General features: G+C 71.4%; 20 protein-coding genes. 8 read left to right on the top strand and 12 right to left on the bottom strand.

Annotation, left to right across the window (positions count from 1 at the left end):
* Positions 1-2 precede the first annotated feature (2 nt).
* Entirely contained in the window at positions 3-596 is a 594-nt protein-coding gene (locus ACFVT1_RS24080) for a (2Fe-2S)-binding protein (protein ID WP_389798844.1), read from the bottom strand.
* A 2-nt stretch (positions 597-598) separates the two neighbouring features.
* Positions 599-1,489, bottom strand: a complete 891-nt coding sequence (locus ACFVT1_RS24075; protein WP_389798842.1) for an FAD binding domain-containing protein — start codon at positions 1,487-1,489, stop codon at positions 599-601.
* Positions 1,490-1,749: 260 nt separating this feature from the next.
* Here ACFVT1_RS24075 and ACFVT1_RS24070 point away from each other — a divergent pair, with 260 nt between their 5' ends.
* The 3 genes from ACFVT1_RS24070 to ACFVT1_RS24060 all read left to right on the top strand — a co-directional run bounded on the left by ACFVT1_RS24070 (position 1,750) and on the right by ACFVT1_RS24060 (position 5,144).
* Positions 1,750-3,519: a PucR family transcriptional regulator gene (locus ACFVT1_RS24070; protein WP_389798839.1), complete on the top strand. Its 1,770-nt coding sequence runs from the start codon at positions 1,750-1,752 to the stop codon at positions 3,517-3,519.
* A 163-nt stretch (positions 3,520-3,682) separates the two neighbouring features.
* A complete protein-coding gene (locus tag ACFVT1_RS24065) occupies positions 3,683-4,468 on the top strand; it encodes a hypothetical protein (protein WP_389798837.1) in 786 nt (261 codons plus the stop codon).
* Between the two features lie 301 nt (positions 4,469-4,769).
* Positions 4,770-5,144: a hypothetical protein gene (locus ACFVT1_RS24060; RefSeq protein WP_389798834.1), complete on the top strand. Its 375-nt coding sequence runs from the start codon at positions 4,770-4,772 to the stop codon at positions 5,142-5,144.
* Between the two features lie 36 nt (positions 5,145-5,180).
* Here ACFVT1_RS24060 and ACFVT1_RS24055 read toward each other — a convergent pair whose 3' ends face one another.
* Entirely contained in the window at positions 5,181-5,987 is an 807-nt protein-coding gene (locus ACFVT1_RS24055) for a GntR family transcriptional regulator (protein ID WP_389798832.1), read from the bottom strand.
* Between the two features lie 146 nt (positions 5,988-6,133).
* Here ACFVT1_RS24055 and ACFVT1_RS24050 point away from each other — a divergent pair, with 146 nt between their 5' ends.
* Together ACFVT1_RS24050 and ACFVT1_RS24045 are read left to right on the top strand one after the other, a co-directional pair.
* Positions 6,134-6,982 (top strand): (2Fe-2S)-binding protein, encoded by an 849-nt coding sequence (locus tag ACFVT1_RS24050; protein WP_389798829.1) that lies wholly within the window; start codon positions 6,134-6,136, stop codon positions 6,980-6,982.
* Positions 6,983-7,174: 192 nt separating this feature from the next.
* Complete coding sequence (locus tag ACFVT1_RS24045; RefSeq protein WP_362197638.1) at positions 7,175-8,242, top strand: DUF2637 domain-containing protein; 1,068 nt, start codon at positions 7,175-7,177, stop codon at positions 8,240-8,242.
* A gap of 87 nt (positions 8,243-8,329) precedes the next feature.
* On the opposite strand, the gene ACFVT1_RS24040 is transcribed toward ACFVT1_RS24045, so the two are convergent.
* Positions 8,330-8,692 (bottom strand): ATP-binding protein, encoded by a 363-nt coding sequence (locus tag ACFVT1_RS24040; RefSeq protein ID WP_389799117.1) that lies wholly within the window; start codon positions 8,690-8,692, stop codon positions 8,330-8,332.
* A gap of 353 nt (positions 8,693-9,045) precedes the next feature.
* On the opposite strand from ACFVT1_RS24040, the gene ACFVT1_RS24035 reads away from it, so the two are divergent.
* Both ACFVT1_RS24035 and ACFVT1_RS24030 read left to right on the top strand, forming a co-directional pair.
* Positions 9,046-9,468 carry a ribonuclease domain-containing protein gene (locus ACFVT1_RS24035; protein WP_389798826.1) on the top strand — a complete coding sequence of 141 codons (423 nt, stop codon included), beginning with the start codon at positions 9,046-9,048 and terminating at the stop codon, positions 9,466-9,468.
* A 125-nt stretch (positions 9,469-9,593) separates the two neighbouring features.
* Positions 9,594-9,980, top strand: a complete 387-nt coding sequence (locus ACFVT1_RS24030; RefSeq protein ID WP_389798824.1) for a barstar family protein — start codon at positions 9,594-9,596, stop codon at positions 9,978-9,980.
* 104 nt (positions 9,981-10,084) lie between these two features.
* Here the strand turns inward: ACFVT1_RS24030 and ACFVT1_RS24025 are convergent, their stop codons facing one another.
* Entirely contained in the window at positions 10,085-12,463 is a 2,379-nt protein-coding gene (locus ACFVT1_RS24025; protein ID WP_389798822.1) for a M9 family metallopeptidase, read from the bottom strand.
* Positions 12,464-12,801: 338 nt separating this feature from the next.
* On the opposite strand from ACFVT1_RS24025, the gene ACFVT1_RS24020 reads away from it, so the two are divergent.
* Positions 12,802-14,280, top strand: a complete 1,479-nt coding sequence (locus tag ACFVT1_RS24020) for an aminopeptidase P family protein (RefSeq protein WP_389798819.1) — start codon at positions 12,802-12,804, stop codon at positions 14,278-14,280.
* 99 nt (positions 14,281-14,379) lie between these two features.
* On the opposite strand, the gene ACFVT1_RS24015 is transcribed toward ACFVT1_RS24020, so the two are convergent.
* From ACFVT1_RS24015 to ACFVT1_RS23985, 7 genes are all read right to left on the bottom strand, one after another.
* Positions 14,380-15,108, bottom strand: a complete 729-nt coding sequence (locus ACFVT1_RS24015; RefSeq protein ID WP_389798817.1) for a GntR family transcriptional regulator — start codon at positions 15,106-15,108, stop codon at positions 14,380-14,382.
* A gap of 88 nt (positions 15,109-15,196) precedes the next feature.
* The gene (locus ACFVT1_RS24010; RefSeq protein WP_389798814.1) at positions 15,197-16,147 is read right to left on the bottom strand and encodes an ornithine cyclodeaminase family protein; all 951 of its coding nucleotides are present in this window, start codon (positions 16,145-16,147) and stop codon (positions 15,197-15,199) included.
* A complete protein-coding gene (locus ACFVT1_RS24005) occupies positions 16,144-17,145 on the bottom strand; it encodes a proline racemase family protein (RefSeq protein WP_389798812.1) in 1,002 nt (333 codons plus the stop codon). Before ACFVT1_RS24005 ends, ACFVT1_RS24010 begins: the two co-directional genes overlap by 4 nt.
* A gap of 114 nt (positions 17,146-17,259) precedes the next feature.
* Positions 17,260-18,168, bottom strand: a complete 909-nt coding sequence (locus tag ACFVT1_RS24000) for a dihydrodipicolinate synthase family protein (RefSeq protein ID WP_389798811.1) — start codon at positions 18,166-18,168, stop codon at positions 17,260-17,262.
* A 221-nt stretch (positions 18,169-18,389) separates the two neighbouring features.
* Positions 18,390-19,910 (bottom strand): NAD(P)/FAD-dependent oxidoreductase, encoded by a 1,521-nt coding sequence (locus ACFVT1_RS23995; protein WP_389798808.1) that lies wholly within the window; start codon positions 19,908-19,910, stop codon positions 18,390-18,392.
* On the bottom strand, positions 19,891-20,217 hold the full coding sequence (locus ACFVT1_RS23990) for a (2Fe-2S)-binding protein (RefSeq protein WP_389798805.1): 327 nt from the start codon (positions 20,215-20,217) through the stop codon (positions 19,891-19,893). The genes ACFVT1_RS23995 and ACFVT1_RS23990 overlap by 20 nt, the downstream gene beginning before the upstream one ends.
* Positions 20,214-21,392, bottom strand: coding sequence for an NAD(P)/FAD-dependent oxidoreductase (locus ACFVT1_RS23985; protein WP_389798803.1), 1,179 nt, complete (start codon positions 21,390-21,392; stop codon positions 20,214-20,216). Before ACFVT1_RS23985 ends, ACFVT1_RS23990 begins: the two co-directional genes overlap by 4 nt.
* Positions 21,393-21,516 lie beyond the last annotated feature (124 nt).

The raw sequence follows: 21,516 nt of genomic DNA, 5'->3' as shown, positions 1-21,516 counted from the left end.
CGTCAGACCGTTTCTTCCGCGCGGGCGGCCGCCAGGCGGACCGCGTCGAGGATCTTCTCGTAGCCGGTGCAACGGCAGAGGTTGCCGGAGAGCGCCTCGCGGATGTCCGCGTCGGACGGTTCCGGGTTGCGTTCGAGCAGCTCGTCGGCGGCGACCAGCAGGCCGGGGGTGCAGAAGCCGCACTGCACGGCGCCGGCGTCGATGAACGCCTGCTGGATCGGGGAGAGTTCACCGGTGTCCCGGGTCTGTGCACCGGCCGGTTTCGCCTCCCACTGCCGGGCCTTGTCCAGCGCGGTGCCGCAGGCACCGGATGCGCAGCCGCTGCCGGGGTGTGCCCGGGATCGGTGGGCGGCGAAGTCCGCGAGGCCCTCTACGGTGACGACCTCGCGGCCTTCCACCTGGCCGGCGGCGACCAGGCAGGAGCAGACCGGGACACCGTCCAGACGGACCGTGCAGGAGCCGCACTCACCCTGCTCGCAGGCGTTCTTCGAGCCGGGCAGACCCATCCGCTCACGCAGCACGTACAGGAGGGACTCGCCCTCCCAGACGTCGTCCGCCTCGTGCCTGCGGCCGTTGACCGTGAAATTGACGCGCATGATCAGGCAGCTCCTTCGGTGCTGCGGCCGTTGCCGCGGTACGACTCCCAGGTCCAGCCGAGGGTGCGGCGGGCCATGATCCCGACCGCGTGCCTGCGGTAGCTCGCGGTACCGCGCACGTCGTCGATCGGGTTGCAGGCACCGGCGGCGAGCGTGGCGAACTGCGAGGCGATGGACGGGGTGATGATCGTGCGGCTGTCCCAGAATCCGCCCTCCTCGAGCGCGGCGTTCAGGAATTCCTCCGCCTCCTTCGCCCGTACGGGCGTGGGGGCCGCCGAGCCGATGCCGGTGCGGACCGTGCGGGTCTCGGGATGCAGCGCCAAGCCGAAGGCGCAGACCGCGATGACCATCGCGTTGCGGGTGCCGACCTTGGAGTACTGCTGCGGCCCGTCGGCCTTCTTGATGTGCACGGCCCGGATCAGCTCGTCCGGGGCCAGCGCGTTGCGTTTGACACCGGTGTAGAAGGCGTCGATCGGGATCATCCTGGTGCCGCGTACGGATGCGGCCTCGACCTCGGCGCCCGCGGCGAGCAGCGCCGGGTGGGCGTCTCCGGCGGGCGACGCGGTGCCCAGGTTGCCGCCGACGCCGCCGCGGTTGCGGATCTGCGGCGAGGCGACGGTGTGCGAGGCGAGCGCCAGTCCGGGCAGCTCGGCGCGCAGGTGCTCCATGATGTGGCTGTACGGGACACAGGCTCCGAGCCGTACGGTCTCCTGGCCCACCTCCCATTCGGCCAGCTCTCCGATGCGGTTCAGGTCCAGGAGGTACTCGGGCCGCCGGTGGTCGAAGTTGATCTCGACCATCACATCGGTGCCACCCGCGATGGGCACAGCCGTCGGGTGCTCGGCCTTGGCGGCGAGCGCCTCCTCCCAGCTGGCGGGGCGAAGGAAGTCCATGAGTGGCTCTCTTCTTCTCAATCGGGTTCGTTCGCCGGGGCTGGGGACGGCCGGCCCTCGACTGGTCGTTCCTATGGTGTCGACGCGGTGTGGGGCCCAGTACACAAGCCGTGCTCCACCTGGTGCAGTCACCGAAACCATGAAGGAGTTGGCTGGTCGATCTCCTCGTCTTGTAGATTCGAACGAATGGCGGGGGTCAGTAACCTCACCGCAATAACCAGTTTTCACCCGCACCAACGAAAGAGATCGGCGGCGACGAGATGCGGCTGCGCGCACTGCTGGAAACCGACGCGCTGGGCCTGCGGCTGCTCGGCGGCGAGGACGAGCTGGACAGGGCCGTCCGCGGCGTGATGACCACCGACCTGCGGGATCCCAGCCGCTATCTGTCGGGCGGCGAGCTGGTCCTGACGGGCCTGGCCTGGCGCCGTGACACGACGGACTCGGAGCCGTTCGTACGGATCCTGGCCGGTGCCGGGGTCGCCGGTCTGGCGGCGGGCGAGGCGGAGCTCGGTGACATCCCCGGCGATCTGGTGGAGGCGTGCGCTCGGCACCGGCTGCCGCTCTTCGCCGTCCACGAGACCGTCGCGTTCGCAACGATCACCGAGCATGTGGTGCGCCAGGTGTCCGGCGAGCGCGCGGGCGATCTGGCCGCGGTCGTGGACCGGCACCGCAGGCTCATGACCTCGGGTCCGGCGGGCGGCGGCCCCGAGGTGGTGCTCGACCTGCTCGGTTCCGACCTCGACCTGCGTGCCTGGGTGCTCTCCCCCACCGGCCGGCAGATCGCGGGCGCCGGTGACGTGCCGCTGGCCGGACCGGTCGGCGCGGAGCTCGCCGGCCACCACCTGGCCGCCACCCGCACCGGTCGCCGGGCCCCGCACCGGACCACGGTGGCCGGCACCACGTATTCGCTCTTCCCGATCCGCAACACCGGCCGGGCCGCCCTGCCGGCCTCCCGGGATGTGCGCGAGTCGGTGCTCTCCGACTGGCTGCTCGCGGTCGAGGCGGATGCGAGCGACTGGCCGCCCGCCCGGCTGGATCTGCTCCAGGGCGTCACCCAGCTGATCGCGGTCGAACGGGACCGGCGCGACGCCGCCCGTACGGTACGCCGCAGGCTCGCCCAGGAAGTCCTGGAACTGGTCCAGACGGGTGCCCCGCCGGCCGAGATCGCCGCCCGGCTGCGGGTGGCCGCCCCGGTGCTGCTGCCGGGTCTCGGCGCCGCGCCGCACTGGCAGGTCGTGGTGGCCCGGGTCGAGTGGGGCGGCGCGGAGGGCTCCGCCACCGCGGGCGGACCGGCCGGCTCCGTCGCGGGCACCCCGGCCGGCGGCTCCGGCCCCGCCGTCGCAGGCGGTCCGGTGGCCCAGGCGCTGCTGGAGGAGATCCTCGTCGATCCCGCCGTCACCGGCCCCGACTCCGCCGACCGGATCGCGGTCGCCCACACGGGCGACGAGGCCGTGGCCCTCCTGCCGCTGCCCGCCACCACGTCCGCGGGGGCCCACGGCTCCGCCCCCGACGCGGCCCCCGCCGAGGCGGAGGGCGCGCTGCACGCCGATGTGCTGCTCGCCGCCGTCCGCGAGCCGCTCTCCGCGGGCCTCGCCGACGACGGCCGGCTGACACTGGGTGTCAGCGCGGCCGTGCATTCGCCCGAGGGGCTACGCGGTGCGCTGGAGGAGGCCCGGCACGCCCGCCGGGTGGCGGCGGCCCGCCCCGGCCGGGTCTGCGCGGCCGGCCATCACGAGCTGGCCTCGCACGTCCTGCTGCTGCCGTTCGTCCCGGACGACGTGCGCCGTGCGTTCACCGCACGGCTGCTCGACCCGCTGCGCGACTACGACCGGCGCCACCGCGCGGAGCTGATCCCGACACTGGAGGCGTTCCTGGACTGCGACGGTTCCTGGACCCGCTGCGCGTCCCGGCTCCATCTGCACGTCAACACACTGCGCTACCGGGTCGGGCGAATCGAGCAGTTGACGGGGCGTGACCTTTCGCGTCTGGAGGACAAGCTCGATTTCTTCCTCGCCCTGCGTATGAGCTGACTTCCGGGCCCTGCCACGGCTCTCGGCGGGTCCGGTCGTTTGTGAAATCTTTCACCTGACATTGACCCGACCCCTTGGCCCGGCGTGCCATTCCGTGCTGAGATGCGGCCAGACCCAACAGCTCGATGGCGCGCTCGGGGAGGGCAATGTGGCGTATACCGCCATGTCTGGTTCCGGAACGACAGCAGATGACGATCCGCCGCTCCAGACAGCGGTATGGCGGCTGCGGTCACGCGCCTGCTGGACGGACGCCGCCGCGCTGCTCGAACACGACGCCGCCATCGATCCGGCGGCGGCACTCCAGCGGACGGCCCTGCTGATCGAGCGGTGCCTGTACACCGGGCAGGGCTGGACCGATGCCGAGGACGCCCTGCGCACCGCCGAGGCACTGGCCCACGACGACGCCGAACGCGGCGCGGCCGCCTGCGAGCGCGGCCATCTGGCGTACGCCTCGACGCTGCTGGGGGTACGGGACCGGGCCGACGAGGCCAGTGTCGCCCTGAGCCGGGCCGCCGCGCTGCTCGCCCCGTCCGCGCCGGGCCGCCCGCTGCTGGACTTCCGCCGGGGGCTGATCGCGCAGAACATCGCCGACTCGCCGGAGGCCGCGCGTGCCGCGTACCGCAGGGCCCACGCCGGTGCCACCGCGCAGGGCGACGCCCTGCTGCTCTCCTCGACCTGGCGTCATCTCGCCCTGCTCGCCCTGCGCGAGGGCGAACGCGCGGAGGCCCGGCACGGCTTCGCCGAGTCCCTGCGGATAAGGGAGGAACTGGGCTATCTGATCGGTACCGCTCCGGCCCTCATCGCCCTCGCGGACTCCGAGCCGGAGCCCGAGGCGGCGACCCGGCTGCGCGCCGAGGCGGGGCGGCTCTTCCGGCTGCTCGGGGGCGTACCGACCTGGTTGGCCCCGCACCTGGACCCACCGCCCCCGGAGACGGCCGAAGCGAACTGAGCCCCCGCACCGGCACCGGCCGCCGCAGGCGGCAGGCGACGGTCGCAGGCGGCGGTCGCGAGCCGACCGGTGAGCTCCGGACGCGTTCCGCGACCGGAGCGGTGAAGGCGAGGCGTGGACCCCGATCGGGCCCGCGCACAGGGGACGCCGTCCCCGACCGGACGGTGGACGTCAGGTGCGGTCCTCGACCGGGTCACCCGGCTTCCAGCCGGCGGCGCTCCACTCCGGAGCCGGCGTCGGACGGGGCGGTGCGGGCGGCGGGTGGGGGCCCCGGTTGGGGTTCTGCGGCACGGCGGGGGGCTTGTCACGCGATCCGCCGCTGTCCCGTCGCGGAGGTGCGATCGGGGACTTCGGCGGGGCGGCCTTCCGTATCGGCGGCACCGGTACGGAGGCGGTGTGCGAAGCGGTCGGGGTCGGGGTCCGGGGCGGCCTCGCCGGTGCGGAAGGCGTCACGGCAGGCACACCCGCCGAGGTCCGCGACGGCGTCGCGGACGGCTGTGCGGACGTGGACACCGGGCCCCCGTCCGGGACCGCCGCATCCCGGCCGGTCTCCTGCGTACAACCGGCCGCTCCCAGCGCCAGCGCCGCCATCAGCAACCCGGCAACCGGCAGTGACGCCCGGCCTCCCGCCATTCCCGCCCCCAAGAACGATCATGTGATCAGAGGCGTAGCGTAACCCGCTCGGGATGTGGGGCGGACGGGCCGTTCCGGTTCAGTTCTCGGCGCCGGCGAAGTGCTCCCGTACGAGCGACCGCACGACGGCCAGGTCCTGGGCGATGAGCGCGTCGAGCAGGGCGGTGTGCTCGGCGGCGTCGGCGAGCAGGTCGGCACGGCGGGTGACGGGGTTGTTGCCCGGGGGCCACTGGGAGCGGCGGTGCAGTTCGTCGGCGACCATCACCAACTGCTCGTTGCCGCAGAGCGCGAGGATGCCGCTGTGGAAGGCCCGGTCGGACTCGGCGTAGCTCGCCCGGTCGCCCATCGCGGCGGCCGCCACCGTCGCGTCGGCCAGCGGACGCAGGGCGCACCAGCGGGCCGGCGGGACGGTGCGGGCCAGCCGCAGTATGACGGGGACCTCGATCAGGGCCCGTACCTCGGCCAGCTCGGCCAGCTCGCGCGGGCCCCGTTGGGACACCCGGAATCCGCGGTTCGGTACGACTTCGACGGCGCCTTCGACGGCCAGCTGCTGCATCGCCTCGCGCACCGGCGTAGCGGAGACACCGAAGCGGGCGCCGAGGGCGGGGGCGGAGTAGACCTGGCCCGGGACCAGTTGACCGTCGACCAGGGCGGCGCGCAGGGCATCGAGGATCTGGCCGCGTACGGAGTACCGCTGCACCCCCGCGCGCGGGGACGGCTGCTCGCCGTGGGTGTGTTCGCCACGCGCCTGTTCCCTGCGTGTCCCCTCGCCACGCGCCTGCTCGCCACGCGCCTGTTCGGGCACCCGTACGGACGTCGAGGGGGGCGCGGACGCGGCGGGCGCGCACGACGGTCTCACCTGCTCCGGCGCTCTGCCCTGCTCCACTCGGACCTCCTCGGCCTGCCGTGGGCTCGGCTCGCGTGCGCCATGCCCCCTCTGCACGATAGGCGGAGCAGGCCCCAGTTCAAACATCGATCTATTCGGGTAAGGTAAGGCTTACCTGCAAACGATCGCGATTTGGTGGTCCCTGCATGACACTCCCCACCCTGCTTCCCGGCACCACCGCGTCCGCGACGACGGGCGCGTACGCGCGTCTGGCCGAGGTCTTCCCCGGGCTGCGCGTCGAGGTGCTGACGGACGATGACGCCGCTCCGCGCGGCGCCGGCTGGGTGGGCGCGGACGAGCTCGCGGCCGGAGGCGCCGCTCTCGACGCCTTCCTCGCCTGGGACCACGCGCAGGTGCTGCGGGACTACGGGCAGCAGCCCCGGCCCGACGTGGTCGCCAGCTTCGGGCTGCACCGGTACGCCTGGCCGGCCTGCCTGCTGGTGACGGTGCCGTGGTTCCTGCACCGGCGCGTTCCCCGGATCCCCGTCGAGGACGTGGCGTTCCAGCGGGCGCTGGGCCATCTGACCGTCCGCGTAAGGGAATTCGCCTGCCTCCCGGACGATCCGGCGGCGGGACTGCCCGGCGCCCGGGTGGTCCCCGACGAGGCCGCGCTGCGCGCCGAGGTGCTCGCCGCGGTCGCCGACCACATCGGCCCGGTGCTGGACGGCTTCGGACCGCGGATGCGGCGCGGCAGGCGGGCCCTGTGGGGCATGGCGACGGACGAAATCGTCGAGGGGCTCTGGTACATCGCCCATCTGCTGGGCGAGGAGCGGCGGGCGATGACCGAGCTGGAGGCGCTCCTGCCCGGGACCACGAAGCCGTACGTCGGCTCGGCCGGCTTCCGTGAACTGACCGGGCCGGACGGCGAGCCGCTGCCCACCCGCGACCGGGCGAGCTGCTGCCTCTTCTACACGCTCCGTCCCGACGACACCTGCGTCACCTGCCCCCGCACCTGCGACGCGGACCGGGTACGGAAACTGACGCTCGCTCACTGAATCCACACCACCCGCACGGGTAGTACTATTCGAACGCAGATCATTGGCCGCGTACGAATATTCGATCAGATCCCGGCTATCCGTATGCGCTGCCAACCCAATGGCGTTCTCTTGCCCCGAAACCCCCTGTGCATGATGGGGTTTCGGCAATCATGGCGCCCGAAATGCCCTACGCGACGCAAGGGACCGCGCATGAGACTGACCGACATATCGCTGAATTGGCTGCTTCCGGGCGCCGTGCTGCTCGTGGGGGTCCTGGCGGCGGTGGCGGTGGTCGCACGCGGCAAGCGCGCCGCCGACGATTCCGCTGCCGACGACAGCTGGGAACGCAGCGAGGAGCGTCGCAGACGCAAGGAGGCGCTGTACGCCACCGCCTCGTACATCCTGCTGTTCTGCTGTGCGGCGGTCGCCGCCGCTCTCTCCTTCCACGGGCTCGTCGGCTTCGGCGAGCAGAACCTCGGCCTCTCCGGGGGCTGGGAATACCTCGTTCCGTTCGGCCTCGACGGGGCCGCGATGTTCTGTTCCGTACTCGCGGTGCGCGAGGCCAGCCACGGTGACGCGGCGCTGGGCTCACGGCTGCTCGTATGGACGTTCGCCGGCGCCGCGGCCTGGTTCAACTGGGTGCACGCGCCGCGTGGAGTGGACCACGCGGGCGCCCCGCAGTTCTTCGCGGGGATGTCGCTCTCGGCGGCCGTGCTCTTCGACCGGGCGCTGAAGCAGACCCGCCGGGCCGCGCTGCGCGAACAGGGCCTGGTGCCCCGTCCGCTGCCGCAGATCCGGATCGTACGGTGGCTGCGCGCCCCCCGGGAGACCTTCGGCGCCTGGTCGCTGATGCTGCTGGAGGGCGTGCGCACCCTGGACGAAGCCGTCGAGGAGGTACGTGAGGACCGGCGGGAGAAGGAGCAGAACCGTCTCCGCAGGAAGGACCAGGAGAAGCTGGACCGGGCCCACATCAAGGCGCTGAACCGGCAGAACCGGGCCTGGCGCCGGGTCGGCCGGGGCGGCACCCAGGTGGACATCCAGGCGATCGCCCCGACGTCGGCGTCCGCCGTGGAGCCCGCCATATCCGAGCCGGGGCAACTGCCCTTGCGCCCCCGGCCATCCCTGCAAGCCGTGACGGGGCCGAACCCCGGCGCCCCGGAGCGGAACGCGAATGATCCGATCACCGTCGACCTGACCGCCGAGGACGACACCCAGGCACTGCCCCGGCTCGACTCGCTGGAGCGGAAACTGAAGGACCTGGAGCAGCAGTTCGGCTGATCCACGGATCCGCTGGTCCACACAGATCCGCGGGCGTTCCGCCGGTCTGCCGCAAGAGGCCCTGATGGCCCGGTCCACTCCGGGTTCTCAGGGCCTTTCGCCGTCCAGTTCGAACCAGACGACCTTGCCCAGGGGGTGGGTGCCGATCCCCCAGGCGTCCGCGAGACTCCGCACCAGGAACAGCCCCCGGCCGTGCGTACCGTCGTCGGCGTCCGGTACGCACGACGGGGGCATCCCGGACGCGAAGTCCCGTACCTCCACCCGCAATTGGGCGGGCGCCACACTCACCGTGACGACCGCGCCGTGCCTCGTGTGGATCAGTGCGTTGGTCACCAGCTCGCTGAGCAGGAGCTCCGCCACCTCGGCCGGCTCGGTCCGCCACCGGTAGCGCAGGAACTCCCGTAACGCGCCCCGCACTTCACTCACGGCCGCGAGGTCGGTACGGGCCAGTCTGCGATGCAGCCGGACCGGCCGCTGCCCCTGCGCGCCTGGCTCGCGGGCCGCCCCCTCCGCCTTGGAATCGGCATCTCCCTGACGCTCCATCATTTCCCCCGCCCGCACAGTGAATCGCCCCCTTCTCGCCGTCTCGTCGAACGCCTTCGAGGAACATCTCCACGGGGATGCATGCCCCGCAGACCGGCTGTCACGCTTGTCGACACATCAATAAGTGAACAGGCGGGCGGAACGGCCCACGGGTCCTCGGACACATCGACGACACATTTCCGTCCCCCCGGTTAACTTCCAAAAAATTCACATCGGTTGGCGTTGACGGCACCGTGTCTACGCGCGTCATCATGGTGGTCATGCGAATCCCCCCACGGATCACCACGCTCGGCGGCGCTGCCGCCCTCCTGTCCGTTCTCCTCGTCGGCGGCCCGGTCACCACGACCGCCACCGCCGCGACCGACCCGGTCGCCACCACGGGTGCCGGCATCACGTCGGTCGGCAGCATCTGCTACTCGGCACTGCCCGCCCAGGCGCACGACACCCTCGATCTGATCGAGGCGGGCGGCCCGTTCCCGTACTCGCAGGACGGCTCCGTCTTCCAGAACCGTGAAGGCGTCCTGCCCAGCCAGAGCACCGGCTACTACCACGAGTACACGGTCGTCACCCCCGGCTCCCCGACCCGCGGCGCGCGTCGCGTCATCACAGGCGAAGAGGCGCGGGAGGACTACTACACCAGCGACCACTACGCCACCTTCGACCTGATCGACCAGGGCTGCTGAAGCCCGGCCCCTCCGAGCCGATCCGCGCCGTAGACCCCCACCTGCGGCGCGGATCACGGACCGGCGAACCCGACGGCCCGCACGGTCCCCGACGTGTACGTTCCGCGGCTTGTACGCTCCCTGCCATGACCGTGACCTATGTGATCGACGGCTCCCGGGTCACCGGCCTGGAGCAGTTCTGGAAAGTGATCGGCGAGGCCGTGAACGGCCCGGGCGGATATTTCGGCCGCAATTTCGACGCCCTCGCGGACTGTCTGCACGGCGGGATGGGCACTCCGGACGACGGCGATTTCGTCTTCGAGTGGCGGGAGCACGCACTCTCCGCACAGGCCCTGGGCCACGAGGAGACGGCCCGGCAGCTGCGGCGGAGCCTGGGCCGGGCCCACCCCAGCAACCGGGCGGCGTTCCACCACCGGCTCGACGAGGCCCTCGCGGGGCGCGGACCGACGCTCTTCGAACAGCTCGTGGAGATTCTGCGGAACGACGGGCCGGGCACCCTGCGGCTGTTGTGAGCTGCGGGCCGTGTCCGGCGGACGCGGCCCGCAGGAGAGGAACGGCACCGGTCGGCCGAGCGGGATCACCACTCGGCCGACCGATACCGTGGGGGTCGTAGGGATCAGAACTCGGTGGTGACCTTGGCTCCGTCGAACGCCTCGGTGCCGTAGAGGCTGATGAAGTGGTAGCCCGGCGCCGGGTTGTTGACGGTCAGGGTGTGTTCGTTGCCCGCGCCGACGGACTTGTCGGTGTAGACCTTGGTGGTCGCCCACTCCTGCGAGCTGTAGTAGAGATCGGCGTCACCCGTGCCGCCGGAAGCGGTGATCTTCAGCTGGGTGGTGCCGGCCGGGACGAGGACGGCCAGATAGGCGTAGTCGCCCTTGACGGCCTTCAGCCCGCTGCGCATGCAGTTCTGGCCCAGCATCCGGGTGTCGGCGTCCTTGCACTCGGTGATCTCACCGGGCGGGTTGGTGGACCCGCCGCCGCAGGCACCGGCCGCGCAGGCGGCCAGCCAGGTGTTCCAGTCGGCGTCGTAACGGCTGCCGATGGTCGACGTGAGCAGGGTGCGGGCGCCGTCCCAGTCGCCCTTGCGGTAGAGGCCGAGCAGGGTGTCGACGTCGGAGCGGTGGGATTCGAGCATGTAACGGACGGCCAGATAGCCCCAGTTGTAGACGCGGGTCTGGTCGGCGTTGTCGTAGGTGGTGTCGAACAGGGTCCGCAGGGTGTAGGTGCGGTTGGCGGCCTGGGCGACGGCGTCGTCGTAGGTGACCTTGCGGTACGAGTACGAGACGAACTCCGCGAAGCCCTCCACCCACCAGACGGTCGGGGTGGTCATTCCGGCGGCGAAGTCGCCGTACATGTCGAAGCGGCCGTCGAGGTAGTGCGTGTACTCGTGGTTGAGGTTCCAGATCTGGAAGTCGGGGCGGGCCCACTCGGCCTCGTAGGCGATGAACCGGGGCTGGTTGCCCACGGCCTTGGGGTCGCCCTCCAGGTACATGCCGCCGTTGTTGGTGTCGATACCGAAGATCACTCCGGCGTAGGTCTGGTAGTCGGTGCTGGAGTCGAAGGCCACGACCTCGATGGTCTTGTTGTTGTCGTCGGCGACCGCCCCGTTGTCCCGGACCACCTCGTGGAAGTAGGCGTCCTGGTTGCGCAGGCTGGTACAGCTGGCTTCGAGTTCCTCCGCGGTCATGTCCTGCGCCCGGATGGTGATGCTGTCGCTACAGGTGTGCCTCACCGGCAGGACGGCCTTCTCGAGACGCTCCGCGAGATCACAGGCGCCGTAGGCCGCGCAGTTGTCCTTGTCGTAGGCGTCGACCATCTTGGCCAGATTGACCCAGAGCGGGGCGGTGGGGCCGTCGATGGAGCTCTTGCCCATCAGGTCGATCGCGAGCGGGCTCGCCTTGGCGCGCAGCGAGTCCTCCTTGAGGAAGCGGCCGAGCTCGAGTCCCGCGTTGGAGACCAGGAACGACTGCTGGGTGCCCAGCAGGTCGAGGTGGTTCGCGGCGAAGTCGCGCAGGGAGTTCAGCACGCTGGAATCGGCCTCGATGGCGCTGATGAACTCCGGCACCTGGTGACCGCGGAACATGACCGTGTACACGCTGTTCACGGCGTTGACCATGTACCAGGAGCTGTTGTACGAGGAGTCGTAGTCGGCCAGCATCCGCTTGACGATGTTCAGGTAGCGGGCGTTCTCCTCGGCGCTGTCGATCAGGATGATCGCCTCGGACAGGCTCTCGCCGTTGGCGTCGGTGACGTCGAAGGCGTGCGAGGAGCCGAAGAAGCCGTCGAGCGCGCCCTGGATGGCCGTGCGCAGGCGCGGCCCGTACTGTCCGACGGTGTCGGGGTCGTAGTACTGCACGTAGTAGCCGGCCCGGAGGAAGAGGACCAGCTGGGGCATGCCGGTGCTGCTGTCACCGGGGTAGGAGGCCGATGCGTCGCGCATGGCATCGGCGATGGTGACCATCTGGTCCTCGCGGAAGGCGTTGTAGCCGTCCTGGCCCTTGAGACGGAACAGCGTGTTGACGCAGTCGGTGGTCGCCGCCTTGACCTTCTCGACCAGGGCGCTTCCGGTGTTGTTGGTGAAATCGGTGGTGTTGCACTCGGCCGCGGCCGTGCCGAGCTTCTTGGCGCGGCGCTTCTCTGCCTTCATCGAAGGTGCCGGGTGGCTCGGAAGCGCGGTGGCCTGGTCGTCGTAGTCCCGCTTGAGCGCGTCCTTGGACGCGGACAGTGGCGGCCGGTCGGCGGCCTTGAGCGACGTGCGTTCGACGTGAGCGGCATCGTCGGCGGGTGCCGTCAGCGCCTCGGCGGTGGGGCCGCCGATGTCCTGGGACCGGGTTTCCGTCCGTTCCTGGGCGGCGCCCGAGGAGTGGGCGGCCGACGCGGCGGGGCGCTGCTCGACGGCCTGGCTCGGTGCCGTGAACAGGCCCACACCCAGGCATGCTGCCAGGACCACAGTGGACAATCCGGATATTCTCTGTCGAACCATCAGGTTCTTCACGTGCCGCCTCCCAGCGGAGTGGTGACCGCGCGACAGGGCGCGGCTGTGGGGGAATGCAAGAGGCCGGTGGCTGACCGGGCCTGAACTGCACTCACGTCGTGACATGAGCACGGCTCCGTTCCTCTTGCGCGCTGTACAATGGCACATGTCACATGTTCTTTGGAACCCCTCTCGCGCACATTCATCCGCGCGACAACTTCTCGTCGCAGTACGGGATATGACACGCGGCCCCGAACCCGCCGGCCGCCACCACCGGTTCCCCGACCGCCGCGCCACCGCGTCCCCGGAGAGCCGGAGCTGCGGCCCCGGCCCCGGTCCCACAGAGCCCCCGAGGAGCAATGCCCGTGTCCCGTTCCTTCTCCGCGCCCCGCACCGGCAGCCACGATCTGCCGGTGTCACCCGCCCTGGACGCCTTCATGGGCACCAGGTGGGCCGAGTCCCTGCTGCCGACGGACCTTCGTGTCCCCTCCATCGACGCCACCCCCGCCCGCCGGGCCCGGCTGGCCGCCCGCTTCCCCGGCGAGCGCCTGATCATCCCGGCGGGCGCGCTCGCGATCCGCTCCAACGACACCGACCACCGCTTCCGGCCGCACACCGGCTACGCCTGGCTCACCGGCCTCACCGGCGAGGACCAGGCCGGCCACGTCCTCGTCCTGGAACCGGACGGCGACGAGCGCCACGAGGCGGTGCTCTATCTGCGGCCCCGGTCACCGCGCACCGGCCAGGAGTTCTACCGCGACCGCAGATACGGGGAGTTCTGGGTCGGCCGCAGGCCCGACCTGGCGGAGGCCGCCCTGCTGACCGGCATCCGCTGCGCACATCTGGACGCCTGGGAGAAGCTGCTCACCGGGCCGCAGCCACCGGTGCGGGTGCTGGACGGCGTGGACCCGTCCGTCGACGAACTCCTGTACTCCTGCCGTCCGTTCCCGCTCGGGCGGTCGGCCCCGGCCGGGCTCGAAGCGGTGCTCAGCGAACTCCGGCTCGTCAAGGACCCCTGGGAGACAGGGCAGTTGCAGCAGGCCGTCGATGCCACGACGGCGGGGTTCGAGGACGTGGTGCGCAGCCTGCCGCAGGCACTGCGGCACCCGCGCGGCGAACGCTGGATCGAGGGCGTCTTCGACCTGCGGGCCCGGCTGGAGGGAAACGGTCCGGGCTACTCCACGATCGCCGCGGCCGGGGCGCACGCCTGCGTCCTGCACTGGATCCGCAATGACGGACCGCTGGCACCCGACCAGTTGCTGCTCCTGGATGCCGGGGTGGAGACCGACTCGCTCCACACGGCCGACATCACCCGCACCCTGCCCCTCTCCGGCCGCTTCTCACCCGTACAGCGAGCGGTCTACGAGCTGGTGCTGGCGGCACAGGACGCGGGTATCGCGGCCCTGCGCCCGGGGGCCCGATTCCGTGACTTCCACATGGCGGCCATGCGGGTCATCGCCGAGGGGCTGCACGAGTGGGGCGTGCTGCGGATGCCGGCGGACGAGGCGCTCGACGCGGACAACGGCTTCTACCGCCGGTACACGCTCTGCAGCAGCGGCCACATGCTCGGCATGGACGTGCACGACTGCGCTCAGGCGCGTGCCGAAACCTATCTGGACGGGCGGCTGGAGGCCGGTCAGGTGCTGACCGTGGAGCCCGGGCTCTACCTCCAGCCCGATGACGAGACGCTGCCCCGGTCGCTGCGCGGGATCGGGGTGCGGATCGAGGACGACCTCGTGATCACGGCCGACGGCGCTCGCCTCATGTCGTCCGCGCTGCCGCGCACCGCCGACGGCATCGAGGAGTGGATGGCCTCGCTGCTGGAGACCGGGGCCTGAGAACGGCGTCAACAGCCGCCTGACCGGCGGCCGTTGACGGAAGGGTGCCGGACGACGATTGCAGGCGGGGGCGGCTGCGGAAGGGCGGCGAGCGGTGGGTCAGGCCTCTGCGGCCGGCATCCTCACCCTGCTGATCCGCTTGCCTCCCGCGCCCGCGTCATCGGGTTCGTCCTCAGCCCAGAGATTCCTGACATGTGACATATGACCCAGCATGCACCGCTCCGCGTCCTCCGCGTTCCCCGCGATCAAGAGATCGAGCAACTGGCCGTGTTCCTCCGCCGACTGGACCAACAACCCCGTTTCGTCGAGCCGGTTCAGCCCGAACAGGCGGGAACGCTTGCGCAGATTGCCGACCTCCTCCACCAGGCGGCGGTTTCCCGCCAGACCGAGCAGTTCGAGATGGAAACGGCGGTCGGCCTCAAGGTAGCCGAGTATGTCGTGCTCGGCGGCGGCCGCGACGATCGCCCGGGCGAGTGGCCGCAGGGCCTCCAGCTCCTTGGTCCGGCCCATCCGGGCGATGCGGCCGACCGTGGGAACCTCGATCATGACCCGCAGCTCGGTGAAGTCGTCCAGATCCTGCGCGGTCAGCTCCGTTATCCGGAAGCCCTTGTTGCGTACCGCTTCGACCAGGCCCTCACGAGCCAGGTCGAGCATGGCCTCACGGACCGGGGTGGCGGACACCCCGAAGTCGGCGGCGAGAGCGGGAGCGGAGTAGATCATGCCCGGACGGAGCTCCCCTGCGATCAGGGCCGCCCTGAGGGCGTTTGCCACCCGGTCACGCAAGTGCTCCTGCGCGGAGATGACGTTGAGCGTCGTCAGGCGGGCCATATCTGTTCCTCCAGCGCCGTGCGGGGCCTCAGAATACAATGTCACGTTTCTGCCAGGGCCCGTCGTTCCGAGGCTGTGGACAACTCGTTCAAGGCGCCGAATTCCGGTGCACCGCCGCGGCCACGGCGAGGTCTTCCCAGCCCATTCCTACGCTCTTGAAGAACCGGGGGCCCTCGAAGCCGGACAGCTTTCCGCGGAGGTCGCGACCGGTCACCAGCTCGGCGAGGTTGCCGTCGATGTCCTCGGCCCCGAAGGCCCCCTCCGCCAGCGGGATCAGCAGATCGCCCGCCTCCGCCAGCGCCGCCGCCCGTGATTCGACGACGACGGCGGAGCGCGCCACCAACGCGGTGTCGACCTCGCGGGCGCCCGGAGTGTGCGAGCCGACCGCGACGACCGTCGCCCCGTCCGGTACGAGGGAACCGTCGAACAGCGGGGTGGCGGAGGTGGTGCAGCAGAGCACCAGATCGGCCGTGGCGACCTCACCGGCACCGTGCCCCTGTCCCTGCCCCGCGCGGGCGTCCACCCCGGTCCGGCGCGCGTGCCCGGCGAGTGCCTCGGCCCGGTGCGGATTGCGGCCGACCACGGTGATCCGTTCGACCTGACGTTCCGCGAGCACCGCCGCCAGGTGTCCGTACGCCTGGGGGCCCGTCCCGAAGAGCACCAGGTGGCGCAGGACGGGCCCGGTGAGGTGGCGGATCGCCAGTGCGGACACGGCCGGTGTGCGCAAGGTGGTGAGCGCGGCCCCGTCCAGCAGGGCGAGCGGCAGCAGCGTGGCGGCGTCGAGCAGCAGATAGCTTCCGGTGATCCGGGGCAGGCCGCGCGCCGGGTTGTCCGGGGCGACCCCGGCGATCTTCACCCCGGTCACCTGCCGGGTGGTGGCGGGCATGATGAGCAGCTCCCCGCCCGGCACGGTGACATGGTGCCGGGCGGGGGCCGTCTCCGGGTCCAGTCCCCCGCGCAGCGCCGACTCCAGTGCGTCCACGGCTCCGGTCGGTCCCAGGGCCTCGATGTCGTCGGCGCCGAGCAGGGGCAGGTTCACAGCAGGAATCCTTCGGGGAAGGGATCGGACGGGTTCAGGAAGAATTGTGCGGTACCGGTGATCCAGGCGCGGCCGGTGACGGTGGGGACCACGGCCGGCAGCCCGCCCACGGTGGTCTCCTGGACAAGCCGTCCGGTGAAGGAGGTGCCGATGAAGGACTCGTTCACGAAGTCGGTGTCCAGGGGGAGTTCACCGCGTGCGTGCAGCTGCGCCATGCGGGCCGAGGTGCCGGTCCCGCAGGGCGAGCGGTCGAACCAGCCGGGATGGATGGCCATCGCGTGCCGGGAGTGGCGGGCGTCGGACCCGGGCGCGATGCACTGCACATGCTTGAGGCCGTGGATGCCGGGGTCCTCGGGGTGGACGGGCCGGTCGGTGGCGTTGACCGCGTCCATCAGGGCGAGCCCGGCGGCCAGGATGTCGTCCTTGCGCGCCCGGTCGAAGGGCAGCCCGAGGTCGGACAGGTGAAGCATCGCGTAGAAGTTCCCGCCGTAGGCGAGGTCGTAGCGCAGCTTCCCGTAGCCGGGGACGTCCGCCGTCCGGTCGAGCGCGACGCTGAACGCCGGGACGTTGGTGAGGGTCACGGCGGTGGCGGCGCCGTCCGTCACCTGTACATCGACGCTGACGAGCCCGGCCGGGGTGTCCAGCCGCACGGTGGTGACGGGTTCGGTGACCTCCACCATGCCGGTCTCCACCAGGACGGTCGCCACCCCGATGGTGCCGTGCCCGCACATCGGCAGAAAGCCGGAGACCTCTATGAACAGAACGCCGTAGTCCGCGTCCGGCCGGGTGGGCGGCTGGAGGATCGCGCCGCTCATGGCGGCGTGGCCGCGCGGTTCGTACATGAGCAGGGTGCGAACGGCGTCGCGGTGCTCCTGGAAGTGGTTGCGCCGTTCGGCCATCGTGGCACCGGGGACGGTACCGACGCCGCCGGTGATGACGCGGGTAGGCATGCCTTCGGTGTGCGAGTCGACGGCATGGAAGATGTGACGTGTCTGCAAGGCTCCTCCTGATGGGTCACGGCGTGCACGAGGAACGCGGGAACGGGACGGAACCGGCCGGTCCGGGCGGGGCCAGGTGCGGCTCCGCCCGGACGTACGGGCCGGGTGCCGTTCTCAGTGGAGACCCCCGGCGAGCGCCTTCTCCGTCGCGGCACGTACGGCCGCTTCGTCCTCGGCGGGAAGCGGGAGCCGCGGCGGTCGAGTACGGCCGCCGTGGCGTCCGGCGACGTCCATGGATGCCTTGATGGCCTGGACGAACTCCGGCTTCGAGTCCCACCGCAGCAGCGGGTGCAGCTCCCGGTACAACGGCAGCGCGGTTGCCATGTCACCCGTCACAGCCGCCCGGTAGAGCTCGACGCAGCACGAGGGCAGCATGTTCGGGCAGCCGGCGATCCAGCCGACGGCCCCGGCCAGCGCCAGTTCCAGCAGTACGTCGTCGGCACCCACCAGCAGGTCGAGGCCGGGGGCCTGTTCAGCGATCTCGTAGGCCCTTCGGACATCACCGCTGAACTCCTTGACCGCCACGATGCTGCCCTCCTGATGGAGTGCGGCGAGCAGGGCCGGTGTCAGGTCCACCTTGGTGTCGTACGGGTTGTTGTACGCGACCACCGGGACCCCGACTCGGGCCACATCGGCGTAGTGGGCGCGGACCGCCTCGTCCTCGCAGCGGTAGCCGTTCGGCGGGAGGAGCAGTACGGAGCCGGCGCCCGCCTCCGCGGCCCGTTCCGCCCAGCGTCGTGACTCCGCGCTGCCGTAGGCGGAGACCCCGGGCATGACGCGGCTGCCGTCGCCCGCCGCGTCGACGGCGACCTTGACCACCTGCTCGCGTTCGCTGTCGGTCAGGGTCTGGTACTCCCCCAGCGATCCGTTGGGCACTACCCCGTCGCAACCGGCCGCGATGAGTTCTTGGACGTGCGCGCCATAGGCGTCGTAGTCGATCGTGCAGTCGTCGCGCAGGGTGATCGGCGTGGCGACCATGACACCGTGCCAGGGGCGGGTGCGCGGGCGGGTGTTCGTCTGCATCGTGGCTCCTTGAGAGGTGTGACATGTCACAGTGAGGCGAGAGGGAAGCGCGGACAGCGGTGAGCGGCACGCGATACCGAAGCGTGTCGGGGCATGGCTGCGGTGGTACCCAGGCGGGTTCTACCCAGGTGATCGTGTCCGGGCGGTTGTGTCTGGGACGTTGTGTCTGGGGGCTTCTTTCCGAGCGGTTCTGTCCTGGTGGCTCTGTCCGGGCGGGCGGTCTATCCGGGATCGGCCAGGTCGGCGAGCGTGGACAGCGTCACGGGGCAGGCCAGCGGGCGCCGGTCGGGGCCCTCCGGCGCCCCGCCGACTCCGGTGCCGTGTCCAGTGCCATGTCCGGTGTCACGTCCGACGCTGTGTCCGGTGCCGTGTGCGCCGGCCAGTTCGCGGACGGCGAATCCGCACGTCCGGCCCTGGCACCAGCCCATTCCCGCCCGGGTGAGAAGTTTGACGGTCCTGGTGTCGGCGGCACCGAGCTCCTCGCACGCGGAACGGATCCGGCCTGCGGTGACCTCTTCGCAACGGCAGACCTCCGTGTCGCCAGTCAGCCAGGCGTTCCACCCCTCCCCCGGCCGGTGCACGGCACCCATCAGCGCGGCGAAGGCCCGCATACGTCGACGAGACCGACGCAGAGCGACCGTCCTGCGCGCCTCTCCCCTCCGCTCCCCGCCCCGCAACTCCCGGATGACCGACAGCGCGGCCAGCTCGCCTTCGCAGAGGGCGAGCTCAACGCCTCCGACGCCGCCGGTCTCCCCGGCCGCCCACACGCCCTGCGTGGTGGTCCTCAGCTGCTCGTCCAGGACGACCGCGTGCGTACCGTCGGCGGACACGCACGTACCGCAGCCCGCGGCCACGGCGAGTTCCAGCTGAGGAACGAGCCCGTGCCCCACGGCGAGCGCGTCGCAGGCGATTTCGCGGCCGGATCCGGGCACGGGACGCCAATGGCGGTCCAACCGACTGACGGTCACCCCTTCCACCCGGTTGTCCCCGTGTACGTCGGTGACCGCCCGGTGGGTCAGCACGCGGACTCCGGAGCGGGCCAGCGCCGCCGCGTACCGGGCCCCTTCCACCACTTTGCCGGGGTTGGCGGCCAGCACCCGTGGGGCGCGCGCGTAGCCCCCGTATCCGGACGCTTCGACCAGTGCCGGGACGCTCGCACCGGCACGCGCCAGCGACAGCGCGACGGCCTGCAGGAGCGGCCCGCTCCCCGCGACGACCATGCGCCGGCCGGGCAGCACCAGGCCGGACTTGAGCATGGCCTGGGCGCCGGCGGCGCTCACCACGCCCGGAAGTGTCCAGCCGGGAAAGGGCAGTTGGCGTTCGTGGGCGCCTGACGCCAGCAGCAGTCGGCCGGCCCGCACCGCGGAGCGGCGTTCCCCCTCGGCTCCGGTGACGGCATGCAGGATCCAGTCGCCACCGACGCCTCGTTCGACCGTCCACACGTGGTGGTCGGGGAGATGACGGATCGCGCCGGAGTCACGGTGCGCCGCGAGCCGGGAGGAGAGTTCGGCGAAGACGGGCCAGCGGTGGTGGAGGGCGGCGGGCCGGGTGGCGCCGAGCCCGTCGGCCGGGCTGCGGTAGTACTGACCGCCGGGCGCGACGGCCGCGTCCAGCAGGACCACGCCGAGCCCGTGGTCGGCCGCTGTCACGGCCGCCGCCAGACCGGCGGGGCCCGCACCCACCACGGCGAGTTCGGCGCGATCCGGGTCCTGTGGCCGGTGATCAGCCGTCGAGTGGGGCATGGCCGTCGCCCTCCTGCGTGGTGATGGCGTCGCCGGGACGCGCGGGCAGCAGACAGGCCCGCTGGTTGGGGCGTCCGTTGACGGTGGCCAGGCAGTCGTAGCAGGCGCCGATGCCGCAGAAGGCTCCCCGTGGCCGGCCGTGGACCCGTGTGGTGCGCCAGGTCAGGATGCCCGCCGACCAGAGTGCGGCGGCGATGGTCTGGCCCGGCAGCCCGCGGATCGGGTGCCCGTCGAAGGTCAGCCGGAACTCCGGTTCGGGCCGGGCCCGGACAAGTTCGGCGGGGGTACGTGCACGGATGCGTCTCACAGGTTCCTCTCCTGGGGCACGGGGGCCGCGTCGAACCGGTCGGGCGCGAAGGGGCCGAGATCGAGTACCGGCTGCCGACCGCCGATCGCGTCGGCGATCAACCGACCGGTCGCGGGGGCCAGTCCGATCCCGGCTCCTTCATGGCCGCAGGCGTGGAAGAGGCCCGGTACCCGGGGGTCCGGGCCGATCGCGGGCAGATGATCGGGCAGATAGGGGCGGAACCCGTGGTAAGCGCGCAGCACCCGTACATCCGCCAGTACCGGGAACAGTGCGGCGGCCTGGGCGGCCAGCCGGGCGATCACCGGGACGGACAACGTCCGGTCGAAACCGACCCGTTCGCGGCTGGCCCCGATCAGGACCGGCCCCGCGGGGGTTCCCTCCACCACGGGCGAGGTCTGCAGCGCCGCGGATCCGCTCGACACATCGGCCACGTACTCCGCCGCATAGACCTTGTGCCTGATCAGTCGCGGCAGGGGCTCGGTGACGAGTACGAACCCCCTGCGCGGCAGGACCGGCAGGTCGACCCCGGCCAGCGCGGCCAGCGCGCCGCCCCAGGTGCCGGCCGCGTTGACGACCACGGGTGCACGCAGTTCGCCCCGTGCGGTGCGCACCCCGCGTACCGCGCCCTTCGGATCCCTGAGTATCGCGACGACCTCCTCCCCGGAGTGCAGTAACGCTCCTGCGCGCCCGGCTGCCCGCAACAACCCGGCTGCTGCCAGTGCCGGTTGGACCTGCGCATCCTGCGGGTAGTGGCAGCCTCCGGCAAGGCTCGGTGCCAAGTGGGGCTCGACGTCGCGGAGTCGGTCCGATGCGACGTGGTACGCCTCGACCCCGGCCTCCCGCTGGCCGGCAGCCGTCGTGGACAGGGTGGCCAAGGACTCCCCGGACGCCGCCACGACCAGGCCGCCCTTGAGCTCGTACTCGATGTCAGCGGGCAGTTCTTCCGACAGTTGGCGCCACAAGTCGGCGGAATACAGGGCCAGTTCCAATTCTGGTCCCGGCACTTTGTCGGAGACCAGGAGGTTGCCCTCCCCGGCTCCAGTGGTGCCTCCGGCGACCGGTCCGCGGTCGACGACGGCGACGGACAGTCCGGACCGGGAGGCGTAGTAGGCGCAGGCGGCGCCGACCACTCCGGCCCCGACGATGACGACATCCAGGGGCTGTCTCGTGAGCACGGCAGTAATATGTCACATTGCTTCGGAGGCGCCAAGGGTGTGTGCAGGGCCAGTTGATCAGCCGTCACCGCCTCACCGCCTCGCCCCGTCACCGCCTCGCCCCGTCACCACGTCACCGCCTCGC

The sequence above is a fragment of the Streptomyces sp. NPDC057963 genome, from assembly GCF_042887155.1.
GTDB lineage: Bacteria > Actinomycetota > Actinomycetes > Streptomycetales > Streptomycetaceae > Streptomyces.
This window is presented reverse-complemented; position numbering and strand designations above follow the sequence as displayed.

What these genes read in the sequence shown, in the direction of transcription:
- ACFVT1_RS24070 (WP_389798839.1), top strand. Translation starts at nt 1,750, where the DNA reads ATGCGGCTGCGCGCACTGCTGGAAACCGACGCGCTGGGCCTGCGGCTG.
- ACFVT1_RS24015 (WP_389798817.1), bottom strand. Translation starts at nt 15,108, where the DNA reads ATGGCCCGCCTGACGACGCTCAACGTCATCTCCGCGCAGGAGCACTTG.
- ACFVT1_RS24050 (WP_389798829.1), top strand. Translation starts at nt 6,134, where the DNA reads ATGACACTCCCCACCCTGCTTCCCGGCACCACCGCGTCCGCGACGACG.
- ACFVT1_RS24020 (WP_389798819.1), top strand. Translation starts at nt 12,802, where the DNA reads ATGCCCGTGTCCCGTTCCTTCTCCGCGCCCCGCACCGGCAGCCACGAT.
- ACFVT1_RS24035 (WP_389798826.1), top strand. Translation starts at nt 9,046, where the DNA reads ATGCGAATCCCCCCACGGATCACCACGCTCGGCGGCGCTGCCGCCCTC.
- ACFVT1_RS23995 (WP_389798808.1), bottom strand. Translation starts at nt 19,910, where the DNA reads ATGCCCCACTCGACGGCTGATCACCGGCCACAGGACCCGGATCGCGCC.
- ACFVT1_RS24030 (WP_389798824.1), top strand. Translation starts at nt 9,594, where the DNA reads ATGACCGTGACCTATGTGATCGACGGCTCCCGGGTCACCGGCCTGGAG.
- ACFVT1_RS24075 (WP_389798842.1), bottom strand. Translation starts at nt 1,489, where the DNA reads ATGGACTTCCTTCGCCCCGCCAGCTGGGAGGAGGCGCTCGCCGCCAAG.
- ACFVT1_RS24045 (WP_362197638.1), top strand. Translation starts at nt 7,175, where the DNA reads ATGAGACTGACCGACATATCGCTGAATTGGCTGCTTCCGGGCGCCGTG.
- ACFVT1_RS24065 (WP_389798837.1), top strand. Translation starts at nt 3,683, where the DNA reads ATGTCTGGTTCCGGAACGACAGCAGATGACGATCCGCCGCTCCAGACA.
- ACFVT1_RS24080 (WP_389798844.1), bottom strand. Translation starts at nt 596, where the DNA reads ATGCGCGTCAATTTCACGGTCAACGGCCGCAGGCACGAGGCGGACGAC.
- ACFVT1_RS24000 (WP_389798811.1), bottom strand. Translation starts at nt 18,168, where the DNA reads ATGCAGACGAACACCCGCCCGCGCACCCGCCCCTGGCACGGTGTCATG.